Source organism: Aromatoleum toluvorans, assembly GCF_012910905.1.
GTDB classification, from domain to species: domain Bacteria; phylum Pseudomonadota; class Gammaproteobacteria; order Burkholderiales; family Rhodocyclaceae; genus Aromatoleum; species Aromatoleum toluvorans.
This window is the reverse complement of sequence record NZ_WTVN01000010.1, coordinates 87,963-111,741: the sequence shown is the minus strand read 5'-3', so window position 1 is coordinate 111,741 and position 23,779 is coordinate 87,963. Positions and strand designations below refer to the sequence as shown.

General features: G+C 65.4%; 17 protein-coding genes. 11 read left to right on the top strand and 6 right to left on the bottom strand.

Features of this window, described 5'->3' with window-relative positions; all coding sequences use genetic code 11:
- The first annotated feature begins 24 nt into the window (after nucleotides 1-24).
- The 3 genes from paaN (at nucleotide 25) to pcaF (ending at nucleotide 4,442) form a co-directional block, all read left to right on the top strand.
- Nucleotides 25-1,686: a phenylacetic acid degradation protein PaaN gene (gene paaN, locus GPA22_RS08840; RefSeq protein ID WP_169255720.1), complete on the top strand. Its 1,662-nt coding sequence runs from the start codon at nucleotides 25-27 to the stop codon at nucleotides 1,684-1,686.
- 217 nt (nucleotides 1,687-1,903) lie between these two features.
- Nucleotides 1,904-3,223 carry a phenylacetate--CoA ligase PaaK gene (gene paaK, locus GPA22_RS08835; RefSeq protein WP_169255719.1) on the top strand — a complete coding sequence of 440 codons (1,320 nt, stop codon included), beginning with the start codon at nucleotides 1,904-1,906 and terminating at the stop codon, nucleotides 3,221-3,223.
- A gap of 28 nt (nucleotides 3,224-3,251) precedes the next feature.
- Complete coding sequence (gene pcaF, locus GPA22_RS08830) at nucleotides 3,252-4,442, top strand: 3-oxoadipyl-CoA thiolase (RefSeq protein WP_169255739.1); 1,191 nt, start codon at nucleotides 3,252-3,254, stop codon at nucleotides 4,440-4,442.
- Nucleotides 4,443-4,488: 46 nt separating this feature from the next.
- Here pcaF and GPA22_RS08825 read toward each other — a convergent pair whose 3' ends face one another.
- The 4 genes from GPA22_RS08825 to GPA22_RS22920 form a co-directional block, all read right to left on the bottom strand.
- Nucleotides 4,489-5,532, bottom strand: coding sequence for an XdhC family protein (locus tag GPA22_RS08825; RefSeq protein ID WP_169255718.1), 1,044 nt, complete (start codon nucleotides 5,530-5,532; stop codon nucleotides 4,489-4,491).
- Between the two features lie 41 nt (nucleotides 5,533-5,573).
- Nucleotides 5,574-7,814, bottom strand: coding sequence for a xanthine dehydrogenase family protein molybdopterin-binding subunit (locus GPA22_RS08820; RefSeq protein ID WP_169255717.1), 2,241 nt, complete (start codon nucleotides 7,812-7,814; stop codon nucleotides 5,574-5,576).
- An 11-nt stretch (nucleotides 7,815-7,825) separates the two neighbouring features.
- Nucleotides 7,826-8,299 carry a (2Fe-2S)-binding protein gene (locus tag GPA22_RS08815; protein ID WP_169255716.1) on the bottom strand — a complete coding sequence of 158 codons (474 nt, stop codon included), beginning with the start codon at nucleotides 8,297-8,299 and terminating at the stop codon, nucleotides 7,826-7,828.
- A gap of 180 nt (nucleotides 8,300-8,479) precedes the next feature.
- Nucleotides 8,480-8,608 (bottom strand): hypothetical protein, encoded by a 129-nt coding sequence (locus GPA22_RS22920; RefSeq protein WP_281374117.1) that lies wholly within the window; start codon nucleotides 8,606-8,608, stop codon nucleotides 8,480-8,482.
- Nucleotides 8,609-8,824: 216 nt separating this feature from the next.
- Here GPA22_RS22920 and GPA22_RS08805 point away from each other — a divergent pair, with 216 nt between their 5' ends.
- Nucleotides 8,825-9,790, top strand: coding sequence for a LysR family transcriptional regulator (locus GPA22_RS08805; protein WP_169255715.1), 966 nt, complete (start codon nucleotides 8,825-8,827; stop codon nucleotides 9,788-9,790).
- Nucleotides 9,791-9,799: 9 nt separating this feature from the next.
- On the opposite strand, the gene GPA22_RS08800 is transcribed toward GPA22_RS08805, so the two are convergent.
- Nucleotides 9,800-10,192 (bottom strand): universal stress protein, encoded by a 393-nt coding sequence (locus tag GPA22_RS08800; protein WP_169255714.1) that lies wholly within the window; start codon nucleotides 10,190-10,192, stop codon nucleotides 9,800-9,802.
- 326 nt (nucleotides 10,193-10,518) lie between these two features.
- Here GPA22_RS08800 and GPA22_RS08795 point away from each other — a divergent pair, with 326 nt between their 5' ends.
- From GPA22_RS08795 to GPA22_RS08785, 3 genes are read left to right on the top strand one after another with little or no spacing between them, the layout of a single operon-like run.
- Nucleotides 10,519-11,400, top strand: a complete 882-nt coding sequence (locus GPA22_RS08795) for an FAD binding domain-containing protein (protein ID WP_246264193.1) — start codon at nucleotides 10,519-10,521, stop codon at nucleotides 11,398-11,400.
- Between the two features lie 32 nt (nucleotides 11,401-11,432).
- Nucleotides 11,433-11,945, top strand: a complete 513-nt coding sequence (locus tag GPA22_RS08790; protein ID WP_169255713.1) for a (2Fe-2S)-binding protein — start codon at nucleotides 11,433-11,435, stop codon at nucleotides 11,943-11,945.
- Complete coding sequence (locus tag GPA22_RS08785; protein WP_169255712.1) at nucleotides 11,942-14,323, top strand: xanthine dehydrogenase family protein molybdopterin-binding subunit; 2,382 nt, start codon at nucleotides 11,942-11,944, stop codon at nucleotides 14,321-14,323. Before GPA22_RS08790 ends, GPA22_RS08785 begins: the two co-directional genes overlap by 4 nt.
- A 498-nt stretch (nucleotides 14,324-14,821) precedes the next feature.
- Here GPA22_RS08785 and GPA22_RS08780 read toward each other — a convergent pair whose 3' ends face one another.
- Nucleotides 14,822-15,877 (bottom strand): GTP pyrophosphokinase, encoded by a 1,056-nt coding sequence (locus tag GPA22_RS08780; RefSeq protein WP_169255711.1) that lies wholly within the window; start codon nucleotides 15,875-15,877, stop codon nucleotides 14,822-14,824.
- 757 nt (nucleotides 15,878-16,634) lie between these two features.
- Here GPA22_RS08780 and GPA22_RS08775 point away from each other — a divergent pair.
- Genes GPA22_RS08775 through GPA22_RS08760 form a run of 4 tightly spaced genes read left to right on the top strand, consistent with a single transcriptional unit; the run spans nucleotide 16,635 to nucleotide 23,369 of the window.
- Nucleotides 16,635-17,624, top strand: coding sequence for a YCF48-related protein (locus tag GPA22_RS08775; RefSeq protein ID WP_169255710.1), 990 nt, complete (start codon nucleotides 16,635-16,637; stop codon nucleotides 17,622-17,624).
- A gap of 9 nt (nucleotides 17,625-17,633) precedes the next feature.
- Nucleotides 17,634-20,009 (top strand): MMPL family transporter, encoded by a 2,376-nt coding sequence (locus tag GPA22_RS08770; RefSeq protein ID WP_169255709.1) that lies wholly within the window; start codon nucleotides 17,634-17,636, stop codon nucleotides 20,007-20,009.
- A gap of 28 nt (nucleotides 20,010-20,037) precedes the next feature.
- On the top strand, nucleotides 20,038-22,050 hold the full coding sequence (locus GPA22_RS08765) for a DUF1302 family protein (RefSeq protein ID WP_169255708.1): 2,013 nt from the start codon (nucleotides 20,038-20,040) through the stop codon (nucleotides 22,048-22,050).
- A gap of 17 nt (nucleotides 22,051-22,067) precedes the next feature.
- The gene (locus GPA22_RS08760) at nucleotides 22,068-23,369 is read left to right on the top strand and encodes a DUF1329 domain-containing protein (protein WP_169255707.1); all 1,302 of its coding nucleotides are present in this window, start codon (nucleotides 22,068-22,070) and stop codon (nucleotides 23,367-23,369) included.
- The last annotated feature ends 410 nt before the right edge of the window (nucleotides 23,370-23,779 follow it).

The window sequence follows — 23,779 nt, the reverse complement described above, 5'->3', positions numbered from 1 at the left end:
AAGCCCCCTAGAGAGAGAATCGACATGACCCACCCGATGTTTGCGCGCCATCAGGCGATGCTCGATACCGCCGTCCAGGCCGTTGCCGATCGCGGCTACTGGAGCCCGTTCTCCGAAATGCCCAGCCCGAAGGTGTATGGCGAGAACGCGATGGCCGAAGGACGCGCCGCCTTCGACGCCTACTGTGGCACCGACTTCCAGCTCGACCAGCCGGGCTGCACCGGCACCGCGGGCGCCGAGCGCTCGCCCTACGGCGTGCCGATGAACATCCGCTATCCGCGTTGCAGCGGCGAGGCGCTGATCGGGGCCTCGCAGGCCGCACGCGAGTCGCTGCAGGCGCTCGGGCCCCAGGGCCGCGTCGGCGCGCTGCTCGAAGCCCTGGTCCGCCTGAACAAGCGCAGCTTCGAGATCGCCCACGCCGTGATGTTCACGACCGGCCAGGGCTGGATGATGGCCTTCCAGGCCGGCGCCGCGCATGCGCAGGACCGCGCGCTCGAAGCCGTCGCCTACGCCTGGCGCGAGATGTCGGCGATTCCCGCCGAGGCGCACTGGGAGAAACCGCAGGGCAAGAACCCGGCGCTCGTGCTGAAGAAGCGCTACGAGATCGTGGGGCGCGGGACTGGGCTCGTGATCGGCTGCGGCACTTTCCCGACCTGGAATACCTATCCGGGCCTCTTCGCCGCGCTCGCGACCGGCAACCCGGTGATCGTGAAGCCGCACCGCAACGCCATCCTGCCCGCCGCGATCACCGTGCGCGTGCTGCGCGAAGTGCTCGCCGAAGCCGGCGCGGATCCCAACGCCGTGCTGCTCGCCGTCGATGATTCGCGCGAACTGACGCGCTTCCTCGCGACGCACAAGGCGGTGAAGTCGATCGACTTCACCGGCAGCAACACTTTCGGCAACTGGCTGATCGAGAACTGCCGCCAGGCGCAGGTGTATGCCGAGCTCGCCGGGGTGAACAACGTCGTCATCGAATCGACCGACGACTACAAGGGCATGCTGCGCAACCTCGCCTTCACGCTGTCGCTGTACTCGGGCCAGATGTGCACGACGACGCAGGCGATCCTCGTGCCGGCGAACGGCATCGATACCGACCAGGGCCACAAGAGCTTCGACGAGGTCGCGGCCGACCTCGGCCGTTCGATCGACAAGCTGCTGGGCGATCCGGCCGTCGCGGCCGCCGTGCTGGGCTGCATCCAGTCGTCCGATACGCTGGGCCGCCTTGACGAAGCCTCGCGCTGGGGCGAAGTCGTGCTGGCTTCCAAGCCGGTCGCCCATCCCGAATACGCGGAAGCGACCGTCCGCACCCCCGTGCTGCTGAAGTGCGACGCCGCCGACGAGGCGGGCTACATGGAAGAGCGCTTCGGCCCGATCGCCTTCGTCGTGCGCACGGCCGATGCCGCCGCGGCGCTCGCGCTGTCCGAGCGCATCACGACGGAGCACGGCGCCCTCACGGTCGGTGCCTACAGCAGCAAGCCCGAGTTCGTGCAACAGGTGATCGCCGCCACGCAGCGCGCGGGTGTCGCCCTGTCGCTGAACCTGACCGGCGGCGTCTATGTGAACCAGTCGGCGGCCTTCTCCGACTACCACGGCACCGGCGCCAATCCGTCGGCCAACGCGAGCTACGCGGACAGCGCCTTCGTGGCGAACCGCTTCCGCGTGATCCAGCACCGGTTTGCGGTGTAAATCGAGCGGATTCCGTCCGACCCGGCACGCTTACTCCCTCCCCTTCAAGGGGATGGTTGGGGTGGGGATGGGTTATGCAGTCCCGACGGAAACCCATCCCCCTCCTAACCTCCCCCTTGAAGGGGGAGAAAAAATTTCCCCAGAGACCGGACGGTGAAGCGGACCCGGACAGGAAGGTCCGCCGCCGTTCCAACCCCACAGAGAGAGGAGTAGAGGAATGAACGCACGCATGGAAAACGGCATCGGCTTCGACCCGATCGAGACCGCGAGCCGCGACGAACTGAGCGCCCTGCAGCTCGAGCGCCTGAAGAAGACGGTGCAGCACGCCTACGACAACGTCCCGCACTATCGCCGCAGCTTCGAGGCAGCCGGCGTCCATCCGTCGGATCTGAAGACGCTGGCCGACCTGGCGAAATTCCCCTTCACGGTGAAGAAGGACTTCCGCGACAACTACCCCTTCGGCCTTTTCGCCGTGCCGCGCGAAGAAGTCGTCCGCGTGCATGCGTCGAGCGGCACGACCGGCAAGCCGACCGTCGTCGGCTACACGCAGAACGACATCAACAACTGGGCGAACCTCGTCGCACGTTCGATCTATGCCGCGGGCGGCCGCAAGGGCGACGTCGTGCATATCTCCTACGGCTACGGCCTCTTCACCGGCGGCATGGGCGCGCACTACGGCGCCGAGCGCCTGGGTTGCACGGTGGTGCCGATGTCCGGCGGCCAGACCGAGCGCCAGGTCCAGCTGATCCAGGACTTCCAGCCCAAGGTCATCATGGTGACGCCGTCCTACATGCTCAACATCCTCGAGCAGTTCGTGCGTCAGGGCCTCGATCCCGCCGAGTCGTCGCTGAAGATCGGCATTTTCGGCGCCGAACCCTGGACCGAGGCGATGCGCCACGAGATCGAGGCGCGCGCGGGCATCGACGCGGTCGACATCTACGGCCTGTCCGAAGTGATGGGACCGGGCGTCGCGAGCGAGTGCATCGAGAGCAAGGACGGCCCCGTGATCTGGGAAGACCACTTCTACCCCGAAGTCATCGACCCCGAGACCGGCGAAGTGCTGCCCGACGGCGAAGAGGGCGAGCTCGTCTTCACGTCGCTGACGAAGGAAGCGCTGCCGGTGATCCGCTACCGCACCCGCGACCTGACGCGCCTGCTGCCGCCGACCTCGCGCTCGATGCGCCGCATCGGCAAGATCACCGGCCGTTCCGACGACATGCTGATCATCCGCGGCGTCAACGTGTTCCCGAGTCAGATCGAGGAGCTGATCCTGAAGCAGAAGGAGCTGTCGCCGCACTACCAGCTCGAGCTGACCCGCGACGGCCACATGGACAAGATGGAAGTCGTCGTCGAGCTCTCCCCCGAAGCGGCCGAGCTCGGCCCGGCGCGCCAGCAAGAGATCGCCAAGCTGCTCCAGCACAACATCAAGTCCTACATCGGCATCAGCACCAAGACCACGCTGGCACAGCCCGGCTCGCTGTTCCGTTCGGTCGGCAAGGCCAAGCGACTGGTCGACAAGCGCAACCTGACGGTTTGAGGAGGCCACGAGCATGAACAACGCCTAAATCTGCGACGCCATCCGCACCCCCTTCGGCCGCTACGGCGGCACGCTGTCCGCGGTGCGCGCGGACGACCTCGCGGCGCTGCCGATCCGCGCGCTGGTCGAGCGCAACCCCGGCGTCGATTGGGCCGCGGTGGATGACGTGATCTACGGCTGCGCCAACCAGGCCGGCGAGGACAACCGCAACGTCGCGCGCATGGCCGCGCTGCTGGCCGGGCTGCCGCAGGACGTGCCGGGTACGACGGTGAACCGCCTGTGCGGGTCCAGCCTCGATACGGTCGGCATGGCCGCGCGGGCGATCAAGTCGGGCGAAGCGGATCTCGTGATCGCCGGCGGCGTCGAGAGCATGAGCCGCGCCCCCTTCGTGATGGGCAAGGCCGACACCGCCTTCTCGCGCAGCGCGAAGATCGAGGACACGACGATCGGCTGGCGCTTCGTGAACCCCGTGATGAAGGCGCAGTACGGCATCGACTCGATGCCCGAGACCGCCGAGAACGTCGCGCAGGAGTTCGGCATCAGCCGCGCCGACCAGGACGCGCTCGCGCTGCGCTCGCAGCAGCGCTGGGCGGCGGCGAACGCCGCGGGCCTCTTCGCCAGCGAGATCGTGCCGGTCGCGATTCCGCAGAAGAAGGGCGAGCCGAAGCGCTTCACGACCGACGAGCATCCGCGCCCCGAGACGACGCTCGAAACGCTCGCGAAGCTCAAGGGCGTCGTGCGCCCCGACGGCACGGTCACGGCAGGCAACGCCTCGGGCGTGAATGACGGCGCCTGCGCCGTGCTGCTCGCGTCCGAAGCCGCGGTCGATCGCTACCGCCTCAAGCCGCGCGCCCGCGTCGTCGCGATGGCCGCGGCCGGACTTGCGCCGCGCATCATGGGCTTCGGCCCATCGCCCGCGTCGAAGAAGGTGCTCGCGAAAGCCGGCCTGACGCTCGCCGACATGGATGTCATCGAGCTCAACGAAGCCTTCGCCGCGCAGGCGCTCGCCGTGACGCGCGATCTCGGCCTGCCGGATGATGCCGCACACGTGAACCCGAACGGCGGCGCCATCGCGATGGGCCACCCGCTCGGCGCTTCCGGTGCGCGGTTGGTCACCACCGCGCTGAACCAGCTCGAACGCACCGGCGGCCGCTACGCACTGTGCACGATGTGCATCGGCGTGGGGCAGGGCATCGCGCTGATCATCGAGCGGGTGTGAGGCGGTAAGCAGTTGTCCCTATTCGCCGTCGAGTCCGGGGGGCCCCTCACACGATGCAGCCTTGCGCGGCTAGCCGCAGGCCGTGCTGTTCGTGCAGCGGCTTGCCGGCCTCGACGCCGATCTGTGCGGGCAGCGCCACGCCGTTCTTTGCCGCAACCACTTCGGCCATGATGGACAACGCGATTTCGGCGGGCGTCTTGCTGCCGATATAGAGCCCCGCCGGCCCGTGCAGGGACGCCAGCGCGGACTCCGAAAGGCCGAAATGCGTCGCGAGCCGCTCGCGTCGCAAAGCCGTGTTGCGCCGCGAGCCGATCGCGCCGACATAGAAGGCGTCGGACTGCAGCGCATCGATCAGCGCGAGGTCGTCGAGTTTGGGATCGTGCGTCAGCGCCACGACGGCGGTGCGCGCATCGGGCTTCAGTCGCAGGATCAGGTCATCGGGCATTTCGCGGCTGATCTCGACGCCGGGCAGGGACCACGCCGCGTGCCGCTCGACCCGCGGGTCGCAGACGATGACCTCGAAGCCCACACCCCGCGCGATTTCGCACAGGAAACGCGACAGGTCGCCGGCGCCGATGACGATGATGCGGAACTGCGGCCCGAGGTAGGTCGTGAGGCGCTGCTCGTCCAGATGCGGCACGCCGTCCCGGCGGCCTTCCCGCAATTCGACGTGGCCGGTCGCGAGGTCGAGGATGCGCTCGACACTGCGGCGCTGCTCGCAGGCCGTGAGCAGCTCGTCGAGCCGGGTATGCGGCAATACGGGTTCCAGCACCAGTTCCATCGTGCCCCCGCAGGGCAGACCGAAGCGGTGCGCCTCGTCCGCGGAGATGCCGTAGCGCTGGACGGTCGGTGCCAGGGACGCGCAGATCGACTCGATCCCGCCGTTGCGGATGCGTTTGATCAGGTCGTCCTCGATGCAGCCGCCCGACACCGACCCGACGGTTGCCCCGTCCGCGCCGATCGCCATCAAGGAACCCGGCGGACGCGGCGAAGAACCCCAGGTGCGCGCGACCGTGACAAGCACGACCGGCAGGCCTTGGTCCTGCCACGCGCACGCCGTGCGCAGAACGAGGGTGTCGAGATCTTCCATCGTCTGGTCCTTGGATATGTCCCTGTGCCCGCCCGGTGACGTCACGCGAGCCTGAAGGGCAGTTCACGCATCGGTTTTCCCGTCAGTTGCGCGATGGCATTGGCGAAGGCCGGCGCGAGCGGGGGCAGGCCCGGTTCCCCCATGCCCGTGGGCGGTTCGGCGCTGGGCACGATGTGCACCTCGATCTCGGGCGTATCGGTGATGCGCGCGACAGTGAAACCGTCGAAATTGCGCTGCTCCACTTCGCCGTCCTTGAACGTGATCGCGGAGCCCGGAAGGCAGGTCGACAAGGCCATCATGGCCGCGCCCTGCACCTGCGCTTCCACCCCGCGTGGGTTCACTGCGAGATTGCAGTGCACCCCTGCGGTCACGCGATGGAGCACCGGTCGGCCCTGCTGCACGGAAGCCTCCACCACATACGCGACAACGGAACTGAAGGACTCGTGCACGGCCACACCCCACGCACGGCCTTCCGGCAGCCGCCGCTTGCCATAGCCGCTCTTGTCCACCGCGAGTTTCAGGGCTGCGCGATGACGCGGATGCTGGTCCCCGAAGAGGGCCATGCGATAGGCGACGGGATCCTGCTGTGTGCTGCGCGCGATTTCGTCGAGCAGTGTTTCCATCACGAAGGCGGTATGGGTCGAGCCGACACTGCGCCACCACAGCACGGGCACGTTGAGTTTCGGGTGATGCACGGTGAGACGCATCGGCAGCGGATAGGGTTCGCGCATGCCTTCCACCGCGCTGTGGTCGACACCGTTCTTCACCATGCCGCCTTCGAACGGGGTCCCTGCGGCGATCGACTGGCCGACCAGCACGTGGTCCCACGCCAGCACGCGGCCGCGCTCGTCGAAGCCGATCCGGGCTCGATGCAGATGCATCGGACGGTAATAGCCCCCGCGGATGTCGTCCTCCCGGCTCCAGATCATGCGCACCGGCGCCTCAATGCCGGCCGTGCGGACCGCCTTGGCCACCTCGCAGGCCTCGACGACGTAGTCGCTGGTGGCGACCGCGCGGCGGCCGAATCCACCGCCCGCCATCTGCACATGCACCTTCACCTGTTCGGGCTTCAGCCCCAGCACGCGTGCCGCCGCCGCGCCATCGACTCCCGGGAATTGCGTGCCGACCCACAGCTCGGCGTCTTCCCTGCCGATCCGCACCGTGCAGTTGAGCGGCTCCATGGGCGCGTGGGCCAGGTAGGGGAAGACGAATTCGGCATCGATCCGGTGCGGTGCGCTGTCGAGCGGCGTCATGTCGGCATCGAAATGGCGCGGACCGGGTTGGCCGGCCAGTTCGCGGTACTGCGCCAGCTGGCGCGCGCTGTCTACGCCCTCGACCGCGTTCGTATCCCACTCCACCTTCAGCGCCTCGCGGCCCTGCCGCGCAGGCCAGTAGCCGTCGGCCACCACCGCGATGCCTTCGCCGCCCCGTTCGAGCGGGATGCGTACCACGGTCTTGACGCCCTTCACCACGCGCGCGGCCGAGTCGTCCACGCTGCGCGGTCTTGCGCCGAAGACCGGCGGGTGGGCGATGACCGCGGTGAGCTGGCCGGGCAGCCGCACATCGATCCCGAAGTCCTGACGACCGCTGCTCTTGGCGCGGGCGTCGAGACGCGGCGTCGGGTGTCCGATGAGGCGAAAATTCTTCGGGTCCTTGAGCGCGACGTGCCCCGGCACGGGCTGCGCCATCGCCGCCTCGGCGAGTTCGCCGTAAGTCAGCCGGCGTCCCCCCGGACCGAGAACCTGGCCCGACGCAGTGCGCAACTTCGCCGCGTCGACCTTCCATCGCGCCGCCGCGGCGGACACCAGCATGGAACGCGCACGCGCGCCGAGTTCGCGATACTGGACAAAGCTGTTCTTGATCGAGTTGGAGCCTCCGGTCATGTGCATGCCGTACGCGGGATCGACATAGGCCGGCGAGTTGTCGCCGAAGCGCGTCCGCACCTTGTTCCAGTCCGCATCGAGTTCCTCGGCGAGGATCATCGGCAAGGCGGTCTGGACGCCCTGACCGAATTCGAGGCGGTTGATCGCGACGGTCACGACACCGTCCGCATCGATGTGGAGGAAGGCGGACGGCTGCTGTGTCGGCTTGAGGGCGTCGGCTTGCGCGCCGGCGCCCTGTGCGGCGGCCACCAGCGGGAAGGCGCCGAGCGCAAGCCCGCCGAGGCCGGCGAGTTTCAGGAAGCTGCGGCGGGACATCGCGGGGTCCGGCGCCGGAACGCCACGCTCCAGCAGGTCGCGCAAGGCGGGCGGCAATTGATCGGGGAAGAAGTCGGGCAGCATGTCGGCCTCCGTCAGACGAGCGCGCGGGCCGCGTCGGCGACGGCAGCACGGATGCGGGAGTAGGTGCCGCAACGGCAGAGGTTGCCGGCCATCGCCGCGTCGATTTCTGCGGCCGTCGGTTGCTTGCCCTTGGGCAGCGATTTCAGGAACGCCATCGCGCTCATGATCTGGCCGCTCTGGCAGTAGCCGCACTGGGCGACGTCGTGCCTGACCCAGGCATCGCGGACCGCCGCACCGATTCGGTCACCGCCCTCGGTGGCCGCTTCGATGGTGGTGACCTTGCGGCCCTCCACGGCAGAAATCGGCGTCACGCACGAGCGAATCGCCTCCCCGTCCAGATGAACGGTACAGGCGCCGCACAGCGCAGCCCCGCAGCCGAATTTCGTGCCGGTGAGGCCCAGGGTATCCCGCAGGGCCCACAGCAGGGGCGTGTCCGGGGGCAGGTCCAGCCTGTGCTCTTGGCCGTTGATGTGCAGGGTGATCATTGTTCTTGGGTGCTCGATGGGGTGGGGGAGGACAGGGCGGGAGCATTCCCGCCCGCGCGTTTGGCGGCCTTCACGACAGGCCCGGTCACAGGCCGGTCATCCTTTCCAGGGCTTCGGGGTAGCGCTCGCCCTGAATCCTGATCCGCGCTGCGGTGCTGATTTCCTCAAGGTCGCCGGGGCTCAGTTCAAGCGCGGCCGACCCGAGGTTTCGTCCTTGGTCACCGATTTGCCGAACCCGAAATTCAGGCCCATGCAGCCCAGGCCCAGGGCGGACACTTCGAGGCCGTTGCCGAGTGTGCGAGTTTTCACGAAGCACTCCTGTTTTGAGTGTGATTCATTTCAGTTGGCCCTTCGCACTGGCGAAAGACGTCACGGATGCGCGGCCGATTGCGCCGCCTCTCGATCCGTTATTTTCGTGGCATGAAGCTTAGGGGCTGGATTGTTCAGCGTATAGCGTGCAAAGGCTTGAACCAGTATCAATAAAAACTTGATAATCCCGGCGGAATCGATGCCGGGAGCCTTGGGATGCCTATCAACGAGATGCGCGCGATCAGCACCTTCACGAAGGCCGTGGAGCTGGGAAGCCTGCGCAAGGCGGCTGCGGCGCTCGGCGTCAGTCCGCAGGCGGCGAGTCAGGCCGTCGCGCAGCTCGAGCAACACCTCGGCGTGCGTCTGCTGCACCGCACGACCCGACATATCGCGCTGACCGACGAAGGTCAGCAATTCCTGGAGTCGGCCCAACCGGCGATGGCGATGCTCGAACGCGCATTGCAGCGGGTAACGGTTGCCAAGGACGAGATCGCGGGCCCACTGCGCATCATCGCGCCGCGATCGAGTTTCGCGACGCTGCTATGGCCGGTGATCAACGCGTTCTGCGAGGAATATCCGGACGTGCAGCCGGATCTCCATCTCGACGACCAGATCGCGAACTGGGTGGAGGAGCGGGCGGACGTCGGATTCCGCATCGGCGCCGCGCCCGAAGAGGGCCTGATCGCCCGCAAGCTTTTTGTGGTGCCGCTCGTGATCTGTGCCGCCCCGAGATATCTCGAACGCTTTGGAATACCGAAGACGTTAAACGAGCTTTCGGATCACCGTTGCAGCGTGTTCCGTCGTCCTGCAACGGGCCAGGTCTATCCCTGGTTTCTGAAGGTGGGCGACGAGCTGGTGCAGCGGGAGTTTCCCCCCGCCTTGTCGACCAACGATACCGAGACCGAACTGCAGGCGGTGCTCGACGGCAGGGTCATCGGACAGCTCGCCGCATTCTCCGCCGTGCCGCACCTGCGCGCGGGCCGTCTGGTGCCCGTGCTCACGCAGCACATGACCGACCACATGAGCGTCCATCTCTTCTACGGAAGCCGGCGAGCGCAACCCGCGCGGGTGCGCAGGTTCATCGACTTCGCGGTGGAGCGCCTCACCGACAGTCCCGACTATGTCCTCAGCGAACGCGAGATCCGCGAGATGACGGCGAGGACGAGGCTCCCGTCTTCGTAGTAGGGCGCGTCAGCCCGCCTTGACCGCCAGCACCGGGCAATCCATCTTCAACAGCAGGTCCTGGGCCGTGCTGCCGAGGAAGAGCTTGCCGACCGGCGAACGCTTGCGCAGGCCGATGATCACGAGGGACGCGTGGAGTTTCTCGGCCAGGTCCTCGATTTCCTCGACAGCCGTGTTGCCGCGCACGAACTGCTTGAACTCGGCCTCCACGCCGCAGGAAGCGAGCCGCTTCTCGACGTCCTCGGCGTCCGCGCAGTCCGCGAGCGACGGATCGTTCGATGTGCCGCCGGGACCGGCGTTGACAACGACGAGGCGTTCCTGGAAACGCCCGGCGAGTTCGATACCCTTTTCCAGCGCGGCGCGGCCTTCGGGGCGAGGGGCATAAGCGACGATGATGGTCATGGAGGTTCCTCGTAACGTAACGCGTGACAGGACACGATCATCGTACAACGGGCGGCCCGATATCGGATGCCTTTATGCCGAATCGGAAGCGGCGATTGACGGGTCGTTCACTCGCGCCGCGAACAAATCTCGAAGTTTCCGGATAGCCGCCGTATCGGTCGGATAGCCTCCGCGCCCCGTGGCCGGTATCACTGTCGATGTTCACATCCGCGCGGTCCGGCCGCAGCCTCAGCCACCGCCGGCATCGTTCCGCATGCGCTGGTGGCCGATGTTCCGCCTGCGCAGTGCGGTTGCCGTCATCCGCCCTTCGCAAAAGGAGTGACTCAATGAGTAGCCGAACATTGCCGGAATTTGACCTGTTGCTGCCGCAAAGCATCCCCGAAGCGGTCGAGCTGCTGGCGACGCACGGGGGCCGCATCACCGTGATGGCCGGCGGCACGGATGTCATGGTGGCGCTGAAGTTCTCGCAGCAGCCTGCGCAGCTACCCGAGTACGTCATGAGCCTCGAATATGTACCGGGACTCGCCTACGTGCTGTACGACCCGGCGAAGGGTCTGCGGGTCGGCGCGAAGGCGACGGTTGCCGACCTGCTGGAGTCGCCCGACGTGAAGCAACATTACCGCTCCTTGTGGGACGCCGCGCAGGTGTTTGCGACGGGCCAGGTCAGGAACACGGCGACGGTCCTTGGCAACCTCCTGCGCGCGTCGCCCGCCGGCGACTGTAGCTGCGCGATCTACGCGATCGGCGGCACCGTTGCGTTTCAGGGCCGCGCTGGGCGTCGCGAGGTCGATATCGACGATTTCTGGATTTCGTACGGCCAGACCGCGCGGCAGCCCGATGAACTCGCGGTCGAACTCGTGCTGCCTCCGCCGGCGGCCGGTACGCATTCGGCGTTTCGTCGGTTGACGCGCACGAGCGAGGATCTGGCCAAGCTCAACGTTGCAGTGCAGCTGCGGATGTCCGGGGAGACCTGTGTCGAGGCGCGCGTTGCGATGGGGTGTGTCGCGCCGACGCCGCTGCGCTTGAAGCAGACCGAGGCGCAGCTTTGTGGCAAGGCGCTCACCGCCGAGGTGCTGGAGCGTGCGGCTGCCGCGGTCGCGGGCGAGATCAGCCCGATCGACGACAAGCGTTCGACCGCGGAATACCGCCGGCAGGTGTCAGGCGTGCTGCTGCGACGCACGATCCGGCAGGCGTGCGGCGTGGCCTGAGCCGGGAACCCGGACATAACGAGGAGACAGGAATGAAGGATCGGAACATCACGCTGCACATCAACGGCGAGGCGCATAGTCTCACCGTCACGGTCAATCGCACCTTGCTCGATGTGCTGCGCGACGAGCTCGGCATGACGGAAACCAAATATGGCTGTGGCACGGGTGAGTGCGGTGCCTGCACCGTGCTCGTCGAGGGCAAGGCGGTCAATTCCTGCCTGACGCTCGCCGCGACGATGGACGGCAAGCGCATCACGACGGTCGCGGGGCTGTCGGACTTCGGCCGGCTCGATCACATCCAGCAGGCCTTCGTCGACGAGGCCGCGATCCAGTGCGGCTACTGCACGCCGGGCATGGTGATGAAGACGGCGAGCCTGCTCGCGAAGAACCCCGACCCGAGCGAGGCCGAGATCCGCCACGCGCTGGAGGGCAACATCTGCCGCTGCACCGGTTACGAGAAGATCGTGAAGGCGGTGAAGAAGGCGGCACAGACGATGCCGGGCCGTGCCGCGGCGGTCGAACCCTGCAAGGAGGCCGTGCAATGAGCGAGCAAGCGATCGTCGGCACCAACGCGCCGCGCGTGGATGTGCGCGACAAGGCGACCGGGCAGGCGCAGTACGCGGCCGACATCCAGCTGCCGGGCATGCTGTACGGCAAGGTCGTGCGCTGCTGGGAACATGCCCACGCGCGCGTGAAGCGGTTGGACCTGTCGGCGGCGGCGGCATCGCCGGGCGTCGTGCGCGTGATCGGGCCGAAGGACGTCACGCCGAAGCGCTACAACTCGTCGGTGCTCGACCTGATGGTGTCCGAGTCGATGCACGACATGCTCGGCGACATCGACGACCAGCCCATCTTCACCGAGCACGTGAAATTCCAGGGCGATGCGATCTGCGGGATCATCGCGCGCTCCGAGGAGGCGGCCGAGCGCGCCGCGGCGAAGATCGTCGTCGAATACGAGCCGCTGCCGGTGTACCTGACCGCGGAAGCGTCGCGGGCGCCGGGTGCGGTGCAGTTCACGCCGGAAAAGCCCGGCAACCTGGCGTTCCAGCTGCCGGAGCCGATGTTCCCGAACCACGCGCTCGGCGGCGGCGACGTCGAAGGTGCTATGCGCGACGCGGACATCGTCGTCGAGGACGCGTTCTACGTCCCGAAACAGAAGCAATGCCAGATGGAGCCGCACGCGTACGTCGCGAAGGTCGACAGCGGCGGGCGGCTCACGTGCTGGACCTCTTCGCAGATGCCCAAGCTCGTGCAGCGCAAGCTCGCGAAGCTCTTCGACCTGCCGATGAACCTCGTCAAGATCGTCCCGACGGTGATCGGCGGCGGCTTCGGCACGCGCCTCGGCATGATCTCGGAACCGCAGGCCTGCGCCATGGCCCTGGCAGTTCCGGGCCATCCGGTGAAGCTGCAGACCTTGCGCGAGGAGGATTGGGTGATCTCGCCGAGCCGCCATCCGGGTAAGTACTGGATGAAGATCGGCTTCAAGCGCGACGGCACGCCGGTCGCGTGCGACGCCCGCTTCGAGAACTACAAGGGCGGCTACTACCTCGATGCCTCCGGCACCGCCTTCACGGCCGGCGCCTGGCTCGGCGGCATGTACCGCTTCCCGACGCTGCGCTACCGCGGCGAGTCCTACTTCACGAATCAGGGCCTGACCGGCGCCTACCGCGGCTACGGCAATCCGCAGACGAACTTCGTGCTCGAACAGCTGATCGACCGCGGCTGCGCCGAGCTCGGCGCCGATCCGGTCGAATGGCGCAAGAAATGGCACAAGGGCGTCGGCGACGACGGCTGGTGTCCGGGCGTCACCTATCCGTCCTGCGCCCTCGATCAGTGCCTCGACCGCGGAGCGGCCGCAATCGGGTGGACGGAAAAGCGCCGCAAGTACGCCAGGCAGGAGGGCACGATCCGGCGCGGCGTCGGCGTCGCGGTGATGAACCACACCAGCGGCGCGATGCCGATGCTGCTGGAGCACACGGCCTGCACCGTGAAGCTTAACGAGGATGCGACGGCCGAGATCCTCTTCGCCTGCTCGGACATGGGGCAGGGCTCGCACACCGCCCTGAAGCAGATCGCCGCCGAGACGCTTGGCTTCCCGTTCGACCATGTGCAGCTGTCGGGCGGCACGTCGGACGTCGCCGGCTTCGACATCGGCGCGCACGCCAGCCGTACGATCTATGTGGGGGGCGCGGCGGTGAAGAAGGCGTGCGAGGAGGCCAGGCGCCAGCTTCTGGAGCGCGCGTCGCTGCAGCTCGGTGTGCCTGCCGACCAGCTCGATATCCGCGACAAGCGGATCTTCGTGAAGGCGGACCCGGCGCGGGGCATCGAGGCCGAGGCGATCACGCGCGCCGGCGTGTACCACTTCGTCGACCCCATGACCGGCGAACCGGGCGGGGTGCCGGGCCAGATCCAGGGCTACGTGAGCTTCTTCGCGCCGCACAACTCGCCGCCCTTCGGTGCCTCGTTCGCGGAAGTGGAAGTCGACACCGAGACCGGCGAGGTGCGTGTGATCGAACTCGTCAATGCGCACGACATCGGCCGGGCGATCAACCCGGCGGCGGTCGAGGGGCAGCTCGAAGGTGGCATCCAGCAGGGGCTCGGTTTCGTGCTGAGCGAGGAGATCGACTACGACGCCAAGGGACGCGTGCAGAACAACAGCTTCACCGACTACAAGATGTTCGGCCCGGAGGACATGCCGAGGATCACGACGATCCTCGTCGAGGACGCCGATCCGATCGGCCCCTTCGGTGCGAAGAGCGTCGGCGAGTCGGGGCTCGTGAGTCCGGTCGGCGCGGTGGCCAACGCGATCTTCCACGCGATCGGGATCCAGTTCACGGAGGCGCCGATCACGCCGGAGAAGGTGTTGAAGGGCATTCTGGAGAAGGGCGTGCGGGATTACGCAAGCATAAGGGGGAATCGCTGACCGGCTACCGGACGGAGTTGGGCAGCAGTGCGGCCGCCGTTGGGCGGCCGTGTTTTTTTGGGCGGGGAGACGCCGGTGCGGGGACGGGGCGGGTGACGGTGGAGAGTGATCGACCTAAAGCAGACTGATTAGCTAAGGCAACACCTTTATATAGAAGCCCTAATACGATCAAGATCCACAAAAAATATTCATATTAATTTCTATTTTATCTTAACGCCGAAGAAATAAGTGATTGACCGCGGCCCCATTTGGGTGTGGTAGTTGTCGGCGCTAATTTGCAATCGATGACTGCTTTCAGATTGAGTATTAACTTACTTTGAAGATACCTCGGATTCAAATGGTTTTGCTGAGTGTGGACGGCTGCTAAATAGTGACGATCGAAGAAGTTATTCCAAGAGCCGGGTTTGATAAGTTGAAGTTTGATATTTCCAATCGACGCATAATGCTAGTGGCGTTGTTGAGGCATGGCGACGGGCTAAAGCACGATGGCATGTGTTCTTAGTTGGTTATATCGAAGTCATCTTCGTCGCTTACTTCATTCGACTCTATCTCCCACTCAAATGATTTTGCAAACTCTGAGAATTCATTGACGTCGAAGTATGCCCTAAATATTTCTGGTTCGGACATGACCCAGTTAAAAGTGACTTCTCGAAGGAATCGGCGCCAATCCGTAATTAGCATCCAGTTCCTAATAAGACCGTACGCAGTGGTTGAATGCCCCACCTGTTTTGATATTTTCTGGTAACCATTTGGTATTATTTCTTTCAGATCGAATAGTGTAGTGACGCCAAATTGCTTGAGTTCCTCGACTAGCTCTCCGTACTTGTCCTTGAAGAACGCTTCATCAAGTGGGAAATCGTTTTCCCGGCTCCAGTCCTCAATGAATTGCGCCAAGCTGATTGAATCAATTTCGGCGCTTAAATCCCCTTCGGCAGATCTCTGTTGAAGAGAACGGATGTAGTCGTCGATCTGCGTTGATATTTCATCGAATCCTTTGTCTGCGATCTCAAGCATTCCTGCGTAAAGGTAAAGCTTTCTTTCTATTTCGCGCGGGAGCTTCCCAGAGAACTTATAGTTCCTGTCATGGGCTAGTTCGGCCCACGCATGTTGAAGTACCGTTCGTACCTGAAACTCAAATTTCAAACCCGAAAGGCCATGAAACTCGGGTAGGGTTCCTCGCTGGTCGCCAAGATCGCAGACGAAGTGCACGGATCGATACCCAATTTGATCCGTGGAGAGAAGTCTGTCCTTATTTAAAGAATTTTCCTTGTCAACGCAGAAGGACGCTGTTACTAATTCAGACACAGCTTGGATATCAGATTCGAAGAAAACGATGATCCTTATGCCAGAGAGGTCTGTCAGTTGTTTTGCTGGATCCTTGTAGCCTTTGCGCTTTATCTTCTCTAAAGCCCCTTGTTTATCCTTGGTTCGACCCGTGATTGTCAAATAATCGATTTCCCTTGATTTAAGAAGGTTTTCAATTATGGTTACGACGGCCTGAGTTAGGCGAGCATGACGTGGTAGAGTTTCGTCAAGCCATTGTTCTGTATTCATTAGCGTATCCAGAGATTGTGTGGCTAACGATTTGCAAACAGCAGATGTTATATATATGCGGTGAAGTGCCGCGTCAGCCAGAATGCAGATCACCAAGAGGCTTTGATTCCACGGGCCCGTTCGGGAAGACCCGACTTATACGCAGATCATACAGCGCAGAATGTGGAAATGCGCAAATGGAATGGTCGGACGGCGAAGCGGCGCAGATATCCCGCGCTCGGCAGGCGGTAGTTCTGTCTGGAGGCAAAGGTTGATTGTCCGATCTTGGCCTGTTCCTGCCGGCCCGCTCTGAATACTCAAAGTTGCCCCATCCCTGAAGGCTACTGCTCGTCCGAGCAAGGGTGAGCCGGCATCAAGGAATCGTAAAAGCGGGTTCATCACGACCGGCCTCCGCTGCGGGTCAGTGCCGAAGATCGAGCTCGTGCCCATGACGCCGGTGCATTCGCACCTGGCGGCCGACACGAACCTCGACGCTCCGACAAGACTCCCCCCGTCGGGCGACGCTCCCCCGAAAGAAATTGTTCGGAACTCCGCGGATAGGCGCGGCATTCCGTGGATAGCGGCCCCATCCCCGAAATCCTTACCTTTCCGATGTCGTGCGACGCCGGGGGGTGACCCCGATCACAGAGCCGGAAGCGGAATCGGCCGAGTCGCAGATGCGCCGGCGCGCGTGCGTCGTGCGCGTCGGAGCATTCAACCCCAGCCCAAGAGTTCGCAGCCCCTGAAGGGGCGTCGTTGCTGATCGCAAGGGGACTTCATGATTGGGATCGACCGCTTCCGTACCTGTCTTCTGCCGTTCGCGTTCGCGTTCGCGCTCGCGCTCGCGCTCGCGCACTCCGGTCTGCTCGGCTGCAGCGCATCGGCCAATCTCGCCGAACTTGCCGAGACACAATCCCAAGCGGTGTTGCGCTCGGACCAGTTCCAGGCTGCGGTCGCCAATCCGGGTGTGCTCGTGGCGGTCGGCGCGAACGGCGTCGTCGTGTCGTCCGCCGACGGCGGCAAGAGCTGGCGGCGCCAGGTCGTCGATGCCGGCGCGTCGCTGATCGGCGTCGCGGTGTGTCCGGATGGCGGCTTCGTCGCGCTCGATTTCGGCCGCCGCGTGTGGGTCGGCGACGCCACGGCGACCACGTGGACGGCCCGCCCGATCTCGAGCGAGGCGACGCCGCTCGCGCTCGCCTGCGACCCGACGGGGCAGCTGTGGGTCGTCGGCAGCGAGAGCGCGATCCTGTCGAGCGCGGACCGGGGCGCGACGTGGCGCGACGCCTCGCTCGGCCAGGATCAGATGTTCACGACGGTGCAGTTCGTCGACGAGCGGCACGGCGTCATCACCGGCGAATTCGGCAGCTTCCTGACGACGCAGGACGGCGGTGAGAGCTGGCAGGATGGCACGCCGATCCCGAACGACTTCTATCCGTATGGCGCGCTCTTCACCGACGCGCAGACCGGCTGGGTCAGCGGGCTCGCCGGGACCATCCTGCACACCACCGACGGCGGCGCGAGCTGGCACAAGCAGCCGAATCCGACCGGCGCGCCCATGTACGGCCTCGCGCGTCATGACGAGCACATGTACGCGTTCGGCGCGAACGGGCTGGTGCTCGCGCTGCGCGACGGGCAGTGGCAGTCCGCGGAAGGCCGTCCGGCGCCCTACCTGCGCAGCGGCGTGTCACTCGCCGGGCGCGGGCTCCTCGTCGCCGGCGGCGCCGGCACGCTCGACATCGTTTCCTCCATCCCCGCCACGCCGAAGTAAGGAGCGCCCGTGCGACACCAATTCACCCACGCGCTGCACCAACTCGAACTGAAGATCTTCGCGTTCCCGCGCTTCGTGCTCGCCGCGATCCTGGCGCTCACCGCGTACTTCGCGCTGCAGATCCCGGCGCTCAAGATGCACACCGAGTTCGCCGACCTGCTGCCGCAGGGCCACGCGTTCATCCGGCTGCACAACGAGATCCGCGACACCTTCGGCGGCGCGAACCAGATCGTCGTCGCGGTCGAGGTCGAGGACGGCACGATCTTCACGAACGAGACGCTGGCGCTTATCCACCGCGTCACCCAGGCCGTCGACAGTCTGTCGGGCGTGAATCACAACCTCGTCTCCAGCCTGACGCACCGTACGGCGCGGAAGATCTGGCTGACCGAGGACGGCGAGATGCGTTCGCAGCCGTATTACGACCCGCAGCGCCCGGCGCTGACGGCCGAGGAGCTCGAGGCGCTCGGCAAGGAGGTGCGCGCCAATCCGCGCATCTACGGCCTGCTCGTGTCGCCCGACGCGAAGGCCGCGCTCGTGAAGGCGCAGATGAACGAAGCCGGCGCGATCGACTACGAGAAGATCTTCGCCGAGCTGCAGGCGGTGCGTGCGAAGGAGCAGGCCGCCGGCACGCAGATCCACGCGACGGGTCAGCCTGTGTTGATCGGCTGGGTCTACACCTACCTGCCGCAGATCCTGCAGATCTTCCTGTACACGCTGTTGCTGATGGTCGGCCTGCTGGTCGCGTATTTCCGCCGCTTCTACGGCGTCGCGCTGCCGCTCGTCGGCATCGCGCTGTCGTCGATCTGGGGCCTCGGGTTCGTGTCGAAGATGGGCTGGAACCTCGATCCGCTGTCGCTCGTGATCCCGTTCCTGATCGCCGCGCGCGCGATGTCGCACAGCATCCAGCTCGTCGAGCGCTACTACGCCGAGCTTGCGACGAGTCGGGACGGCCGCGTGGCGGCGCGCGCGGCGTTCGAGGACCTGTTCCGGCCGGGTTCGCTCGCGATCACGGTGGATGCGATCGGCATCGCCGTGCTGGCGCTCGGTGCTGCGCCTATCAACACCAAGCTCGGCTACTACGCAGGCTTCTGGGCCTTCTCGGTGTTCTTCACGGTGCTGCTGGTGGTGCCCTTGCTGCTGTGGCTGCTGCCCGCCCCGCGGAACACCGAGAACCGCCGGGGGCTGGCGCACGCGGTGGTCGAGCGTGTGTTCGGTGTCGTCGCCGGGCGTCGCGCCGCGGCCTCGGTGCTGACGGTCGCCACGGTGCTGCTCGTCGTCGGTGTCGGACTCGCCGCGCGGGTGAAGATCGGTGAGGCCGAGGCCGGCTCGCCGCTGCTGTATCCGGACCACGACTACAACGTGTCGTCGCGCGCGATCAACGCGCGCTTCCCGGGTTCCGAGGAGCTCTACATCGTCGCCCGCACGCAGGAGAAGGGCGGCCTGAAGCGGCCCGAGGTGCTGCGCGCGATCGAACGCTTCCAGCACCACATGTTGCTCGACCCGGCGCTCGGCGGCACGAAGGCGCTGCCCGGCCTCGTCCGCGCCGTGAACGGCATGATCCACAACACCGATCCGCGCTGGAACCAGATCCCCGAGTCGGCCTCCGCGATCGGCGGATTGCTCTTCGCATACATGGCGGCGAGCCCCATTCCCGGCGCGCTCGCCGAGTTCCTCGATGCCGACGAGCGCGATGCGAACCTCGTCTTCTACTACAAGGACAAGCAGGCCGACACGATCCGGCGCGCGGTGCATGTGGCCGAGGAGGGCATCGCGAAGGTCGGTGCGGTGGACGGTTTCGAGCTGCGCCTGGGGGGCGGCGCGATCGGCGTCAATGCCGCGATCAACGACGCCGTCGACGACGACAACCGCCTGATCGTGCCGCTCGTGATCGCGCTGGCTTTTGGTTTCGTGACCCTGTCCTACGGCTCGCTCCATGCCGGCTGGCTGATGGTGCTCCCGATGCTGTTCGCCACGGTCATGACCTACGCCTACATGGGCGCCCGGGGCATCGGCATCAACGTCAATACGGTGCCCGTCATCGCGGTCGGCATCGGCGTCGGCATCGATTACGCGATCTACATCATGAACCGCATCCGCGAGGAGATGGCCGCGTGCGGCGACCTCGGCCGGGCAGTGCGCACCGCGGCGGGCACGACGGGCTTCGCGGTGGTGTTCACGGCGGTGACGCTGATCGCGGGCGTGATCATGTGGGTCCTCCTGTCCGATCTGCGCTTCCAGGCGGATTCCGCACTGCTCTTGACCTTGATGCTGGTGCTCAACGCGCTCGCCGCGATGCTGCTGATGCCGGCGTGGGTCGTGATGTTCAAGCCGGCCTTCATCACGAAGGCGCGGCTCGACGAAGACGGCGTGCTGCAGGTCGCCTGAAGCGGCCGATAACAACGAGGGGAGGACGATGGTGAGGAAATCCGCAGGAAAGCATCGGCGCGGGAACGCGCCGCTCGCGGCCGGCATGCTGACGCTCGCCGTCGGCGCGGCGCAACCGGGCAGTGCCGCGGCCGGCGACATCCCGAACGAGGAAGCGCGCGTGGACGTCGTCTACGAGAACGCAACGTTCGCGCGCCGCGACGTCGGGCTGTCGAAGTTCCGCAACACGCTGAAGGTCGACATCGACCGCAAGCTCGGACGGCGCGGTGCGTTCGACGACGTAGGCGTGAACCTGAAGCTGCGTGGCACATTCGACGGCGTCTATCGCATCAACGACGACACCTACGGCAACAAGGCCGGCCGCGCGGTGCAGCTCGAGAACACCATCGGCATCCCGGGGCCCACCGTACCGCACGGTGGCGGCCTCGGCAGCCCGGCGAACCCCCTGACCGCAGGGCTCGCGGAACTGCCCGGCGGCGGCGCCTTCGGCTTCAACTCGACCGACCCCTCGGCGCCGCGCTACAACCCCAACGAGGGGCTGGTCGTGCTCGGCGAACACCTGCACCGCACCGACGGCGGCGTGGCGTTCGCGGTGCCGGTGCGCCCGTGCGACAAGGACTCGCGCGGCTGCATCAAGGATTACCTCGACGCGACGCGCCAGGAACTGGAGTCGCCCGAGTTCAACGACCGATGGGACTTCATCCGCGAAGCCTACGTCACCGGCTCGGTGCCCTTCGACGACGGCTCGAGCGTCTTCATGAAGGTCGGCAAGCAGCAGGTGGTGTGGGGGCGCACCGACCTCTTCCGCGTGCTCGACGTCATCAACCCGGTCGACTACTCGCGCAACAATATCTACGACGAGCTCCAGGACATCCGCATTCCGATGTGGATCATGCAGGCGGAGTACCGCGCCGGGGCGACCGAGACCTTCGACGACCTGAACTTCGCCGTCGTGTGGAACTTCGACAAGTTCCGCCCGCACAACATCGGCCAGTGCGGCAGCCCGAACGTGATCCTCGACGCGGGCTGCTTCATGCGCGGCATGAAGAACCTGTGGGACAACGGCGGCACCGTCGCGAACTTCGCGAACCTCGGTCTGCCGGGGCTGGCGGCGACCGACTTCGGCCCGAACCAGATCGGCATCCGCAAGGCGCATCTGCCGAGCTGGTCGCTGGCGAACACGCAGCTGGGCGTCAAGCTCGAAGGCCAGAAGAGCGGCGTCGGCTTCTCGCTCAATGCGCTGACCTACCGCTCGCAGCTGCCTTCGCTGCGCGGCGGCATCCCGGCGCGCAATCCCTTCGACCCCGTCGGTGCCGTCGACACGCAGCCGCAACCGCATCCCTATCCCTACCTGATCGCGTTCGACGTACATTTCCCGCGCGTGAACCTGATCGGCGGCTCGATGGACCTGCAGGTCGATGCGATCAAGTCGGTGTTCCGGCTCGAGGCCGCGCTGACCGAGGGCGAGGAGTTCCCGAACGGCCTGCGCAAGCGCCTGTTCTCCGAATCGCGCGTGTTCCGCTACGTGGTCGGCTGGGACCGCCCGACCTTCATCCCGTTCCTCAACAAGACCCGCGCCTTCCTCATCTCGGCGCAGCTGTTCGGCCAGCACCTGCTCGATCACGAGCTGGAGGACCGGCCGCTCGGCAAGGTCGGCATGCCCGACTGGAAGGACAACAACATCTTCACGCTGCTCCTGAAAGGCTTCTACCTGAACGACCGCCTGAGCCCGCAGGTGATCATGGCCCACGACTTCCGCGGCGAGGCGACCACGATCGCGCCGTCGATCGACTGGCTCGTCAGCGACAACCTGAAGCTCACGATCGGCGCCAACGTCAAGGTCGGCCGCGGCGCGCGCAAGTTCGACGACTGCCGCACCTGCAACCCCTTCCATCCCTTCTCCGCTTCGCCGGGGCAGGGGCCGAACGACGGATCGCTGGGCCTGGGCGGATTCGAGCCGCTCGGCCGCTTCCGTGCCGGCCCGATCGGCATGGCGCAGGAGGAAGACGAGTTGCAGTTCGTGATGCAGTACAAATTCTGATCCGGAGGAGGACGACAATGAAGATGAGGACAATGACATCGATGCTGCTGGCGGCCGGCGCGATCGGCACGGCGCAGGCCGCGACCGAGGCCGACGTCGACAAGAGCTTCGGCCCGTACAAGGGCGGCGTGCCCGCGGTCGCGGGCGTCAAGCCCGGCATGGTCATCGACAAGGGCAACGTCGAGGCCGCCAAGGCCTCGCTGATCCCGAGCATGGCGCAGTTCATCAAGAGCGGGCAGACCACGCTCGCGGTCGGCGAAACCTACTCGTTCGGCATCAGCAAGAACTACATCGACGCGACGCGCAAGAACCTCAACAAGGTGTCTTTGGGTTCCAACGTCGGCGATCTGGTGGGCTTCGTCGCCGGCCGGCCCTTCCCGCAGGAGCCCGACGCGAAGGACCCGCGCGCCGGCGAGAAAGTGTTCTGGAACTTCCAGCACAACAACCGCATCGGCGACAGCTACACGATCTGGCCGTGGTACATGGAATACAAGAACATGGCGAGCGGCAAGGTCGAGCGCACGCTGAAGCAGGAGTACCACATCATCCAGTGGAAGCATCGCGTCGACCAGGAGCCGCGCCCGGAGGTCGAGCCGAACCCGTCGCAGCTGCTGCGCTCGGGCTACCTGAAGGTGCATGAGCCGCAGGACCTGAAGGACACGCAGCTCCTCATCAGCCGCTTCTCGGACGACGCGAAGCTCGACGAAGTGTATCTGTACCTCGGCTTCCAGCGCCGTGTGCGCCGCCTCGCGTCGAACCAGGTCACGGACCCCTTCCTCGGCTCGGACCTGATGGTCGAGGACTTCGAGGGCTACAACGGGCGCATGCGCGACATGAAGTGGGAATACAAGGGCACGCGCGACCTGCTGGTGCCGTTCTACGCGCACAACAAGCAGAAGCTCGCCGAAGAGCCGAAGGAGGCGGACGGCTTCAAGTTCATCGACTTCGGCGGCGAAGGGGCGTGCTTCCCGAACGTGACGTGGCAGCTGCGCAAGACCTACGTCATCGAGTCGGTGCCGGTCAATCCCGACCATGTCATCAGCAAGCGCGTGCATTACGTCGATGCCGAGACCTACGCGCTGAGCCTGAACGAGATCTACGACCGCAAGGGCGAGCTGTGGAAGACCTTCATCATCGCCTACACGGATTCGGAGAGCCACATGCCGAAGAACGCCGGGCGCGGCGTGGCGATCAACGACGGCTTCAGCATCATCGACGTGCAGGCGAAGCATTGCTCGACCGGCAAGTTCAAGGTGCATCTGGACCAGGAGATGAGTCCGACGAAGCTGTTCTCGGTGCAGTACATGCGGGGGAGTTGACGACCGCAGGGTAGGTCGAGGAAAGGGGGGCGCGAAAGCGCCCCTTTTTTTTCTTGTTGGGAAGGGCGCCTCCGCCGAGAACGATGTCAGGAACGCCTCCATCTGGCGCTTTCCCATGTCACCGAGATGGTGCTGGCCCCGAAACATGTTGTATCGTCTGATCCAACGAGCTACGTCGTTTAGGTCTGCATGCTGTGATGCTTCAACCGAAGCATTCATGCACGAGGTCAAGCAGTTGCGGGGTCGGGGGCGCGACGGACACGGGGGAGGAGGGGTTTTCCCACGATCTCGGACACCATGACGTATACCGCCTTGCAAAACATTGGCTTGTCAGTGGGCGACAGGACATTCACGCTGTCCGATAACACTTTCATCTCGACACTTGGTGTCGAACGTTAGGGCCTTAAATT

What these genes read in the sequence shown, in the direction of transcription:
- paaN (WP_169255720.1), top strand. Translation starts at nt 25, where the DNA reads ATGACCCACCCGATGTTTGCGCGCCATCAGGCGATGCTCGATACCGCC.
- paaK (WP_169255719.1), top strand. Translation starts at nt 1,904, where the DNA reads ATGAACGCACGCATGGAAAACGGCATCGGCTTCGACCCGATCGAGACC.
- GPA22_RS08825 (WP_169255718.1), bottom strand. Translation starts at nt 5,532, where the DNA reads ATGGAAGATCTCGACACCCTCGTTCTGCGCACGGCGTGCGCGTGGCAG.
- GPA22_RS08820 (WP_169255717.1), bottom strand. Translation starts at nt 7,814, where the DNA reads ATGCTGCCCGACTTCTTCCCCGATCAATTGCCGCCCGCCTTGCGCGAC.
- GPA22_RS08815 (WP_169255716.1), bottom strand. Translation starts at nt 8,299, where the DNA reads ATGATCACCCTGCACATCAACGGCCAAGAGCACAGGCTGGACCTGCCC.
- GPA22_RS08805 (WP_169255715.1), top strand. Translation starts at nt 8,825, where the DNA reads ATGCCTATCAACGAGATGCGCGCGATCAGCACCTTCACGAAGGCCGTG.
- GPA22_RS08800 (WP_169255714.1), bottom strand. Translation starts at nt 10,192, where the DNA reads ATGACCATCATCGTCGCTTATGCCCCTCGCCCCGAAGGCCGCGCCGCG.
- GPA22_RS08795 (WP_246264193.1), top strand. Translation starts at nt 10,519, where the DNA reads ATGAGTAGCCGAACATTGCCGGAATTTGACCTGTTGCTGCCGCAAAGC.
- GPA22_RS08790 (WP_169255713.1), top strand. Translation starts at nt 11,433, where the DNA reads ATGAAGGATCGGAACATCACGCTGCACATCAACGGCGAGGCGCATAGT.
- GPA22_RS08785 (WP_169255712.1), top strand. Translation starts at nt 11,942, where the DNA reads ATGAGCGAGCAAGCGATCGTCGGCACCAACGCGCCGCGCGTGGATGTG.
- GPA22_RS08780 (WP_169255711.1), bottom strand. Translation starts at nt 15,877, where the DNA reads ATGAATACAGAACAATGGCTTGACGAAACTCTACCACGTCATGCTCGC.
- GPA22_RS08775 (WP_169255710.1), top strand. Translation starts at nt 16,635, where the DNA reads ATGATTGGGATCGACCGCTTCCGTACCTGTCTTCTGCCGTTCGCGTTC.
- GPA22_RS08765 (WP_169255708.1), top strand. Translation starts at nt 20,038, where the DNA reads ATGGTGAGGAAATCCGCAGGAAAGCATCGGCGCGGGAACGCGCCGCTC.
- GPA22_RS08760 (WP_169255707.1), top strand. Translation starts at nt 22,068, where the DNA reads ATGAAGATGAGGACAATGACATCGATGCTGCTGGCGGCCGGCGCGATC.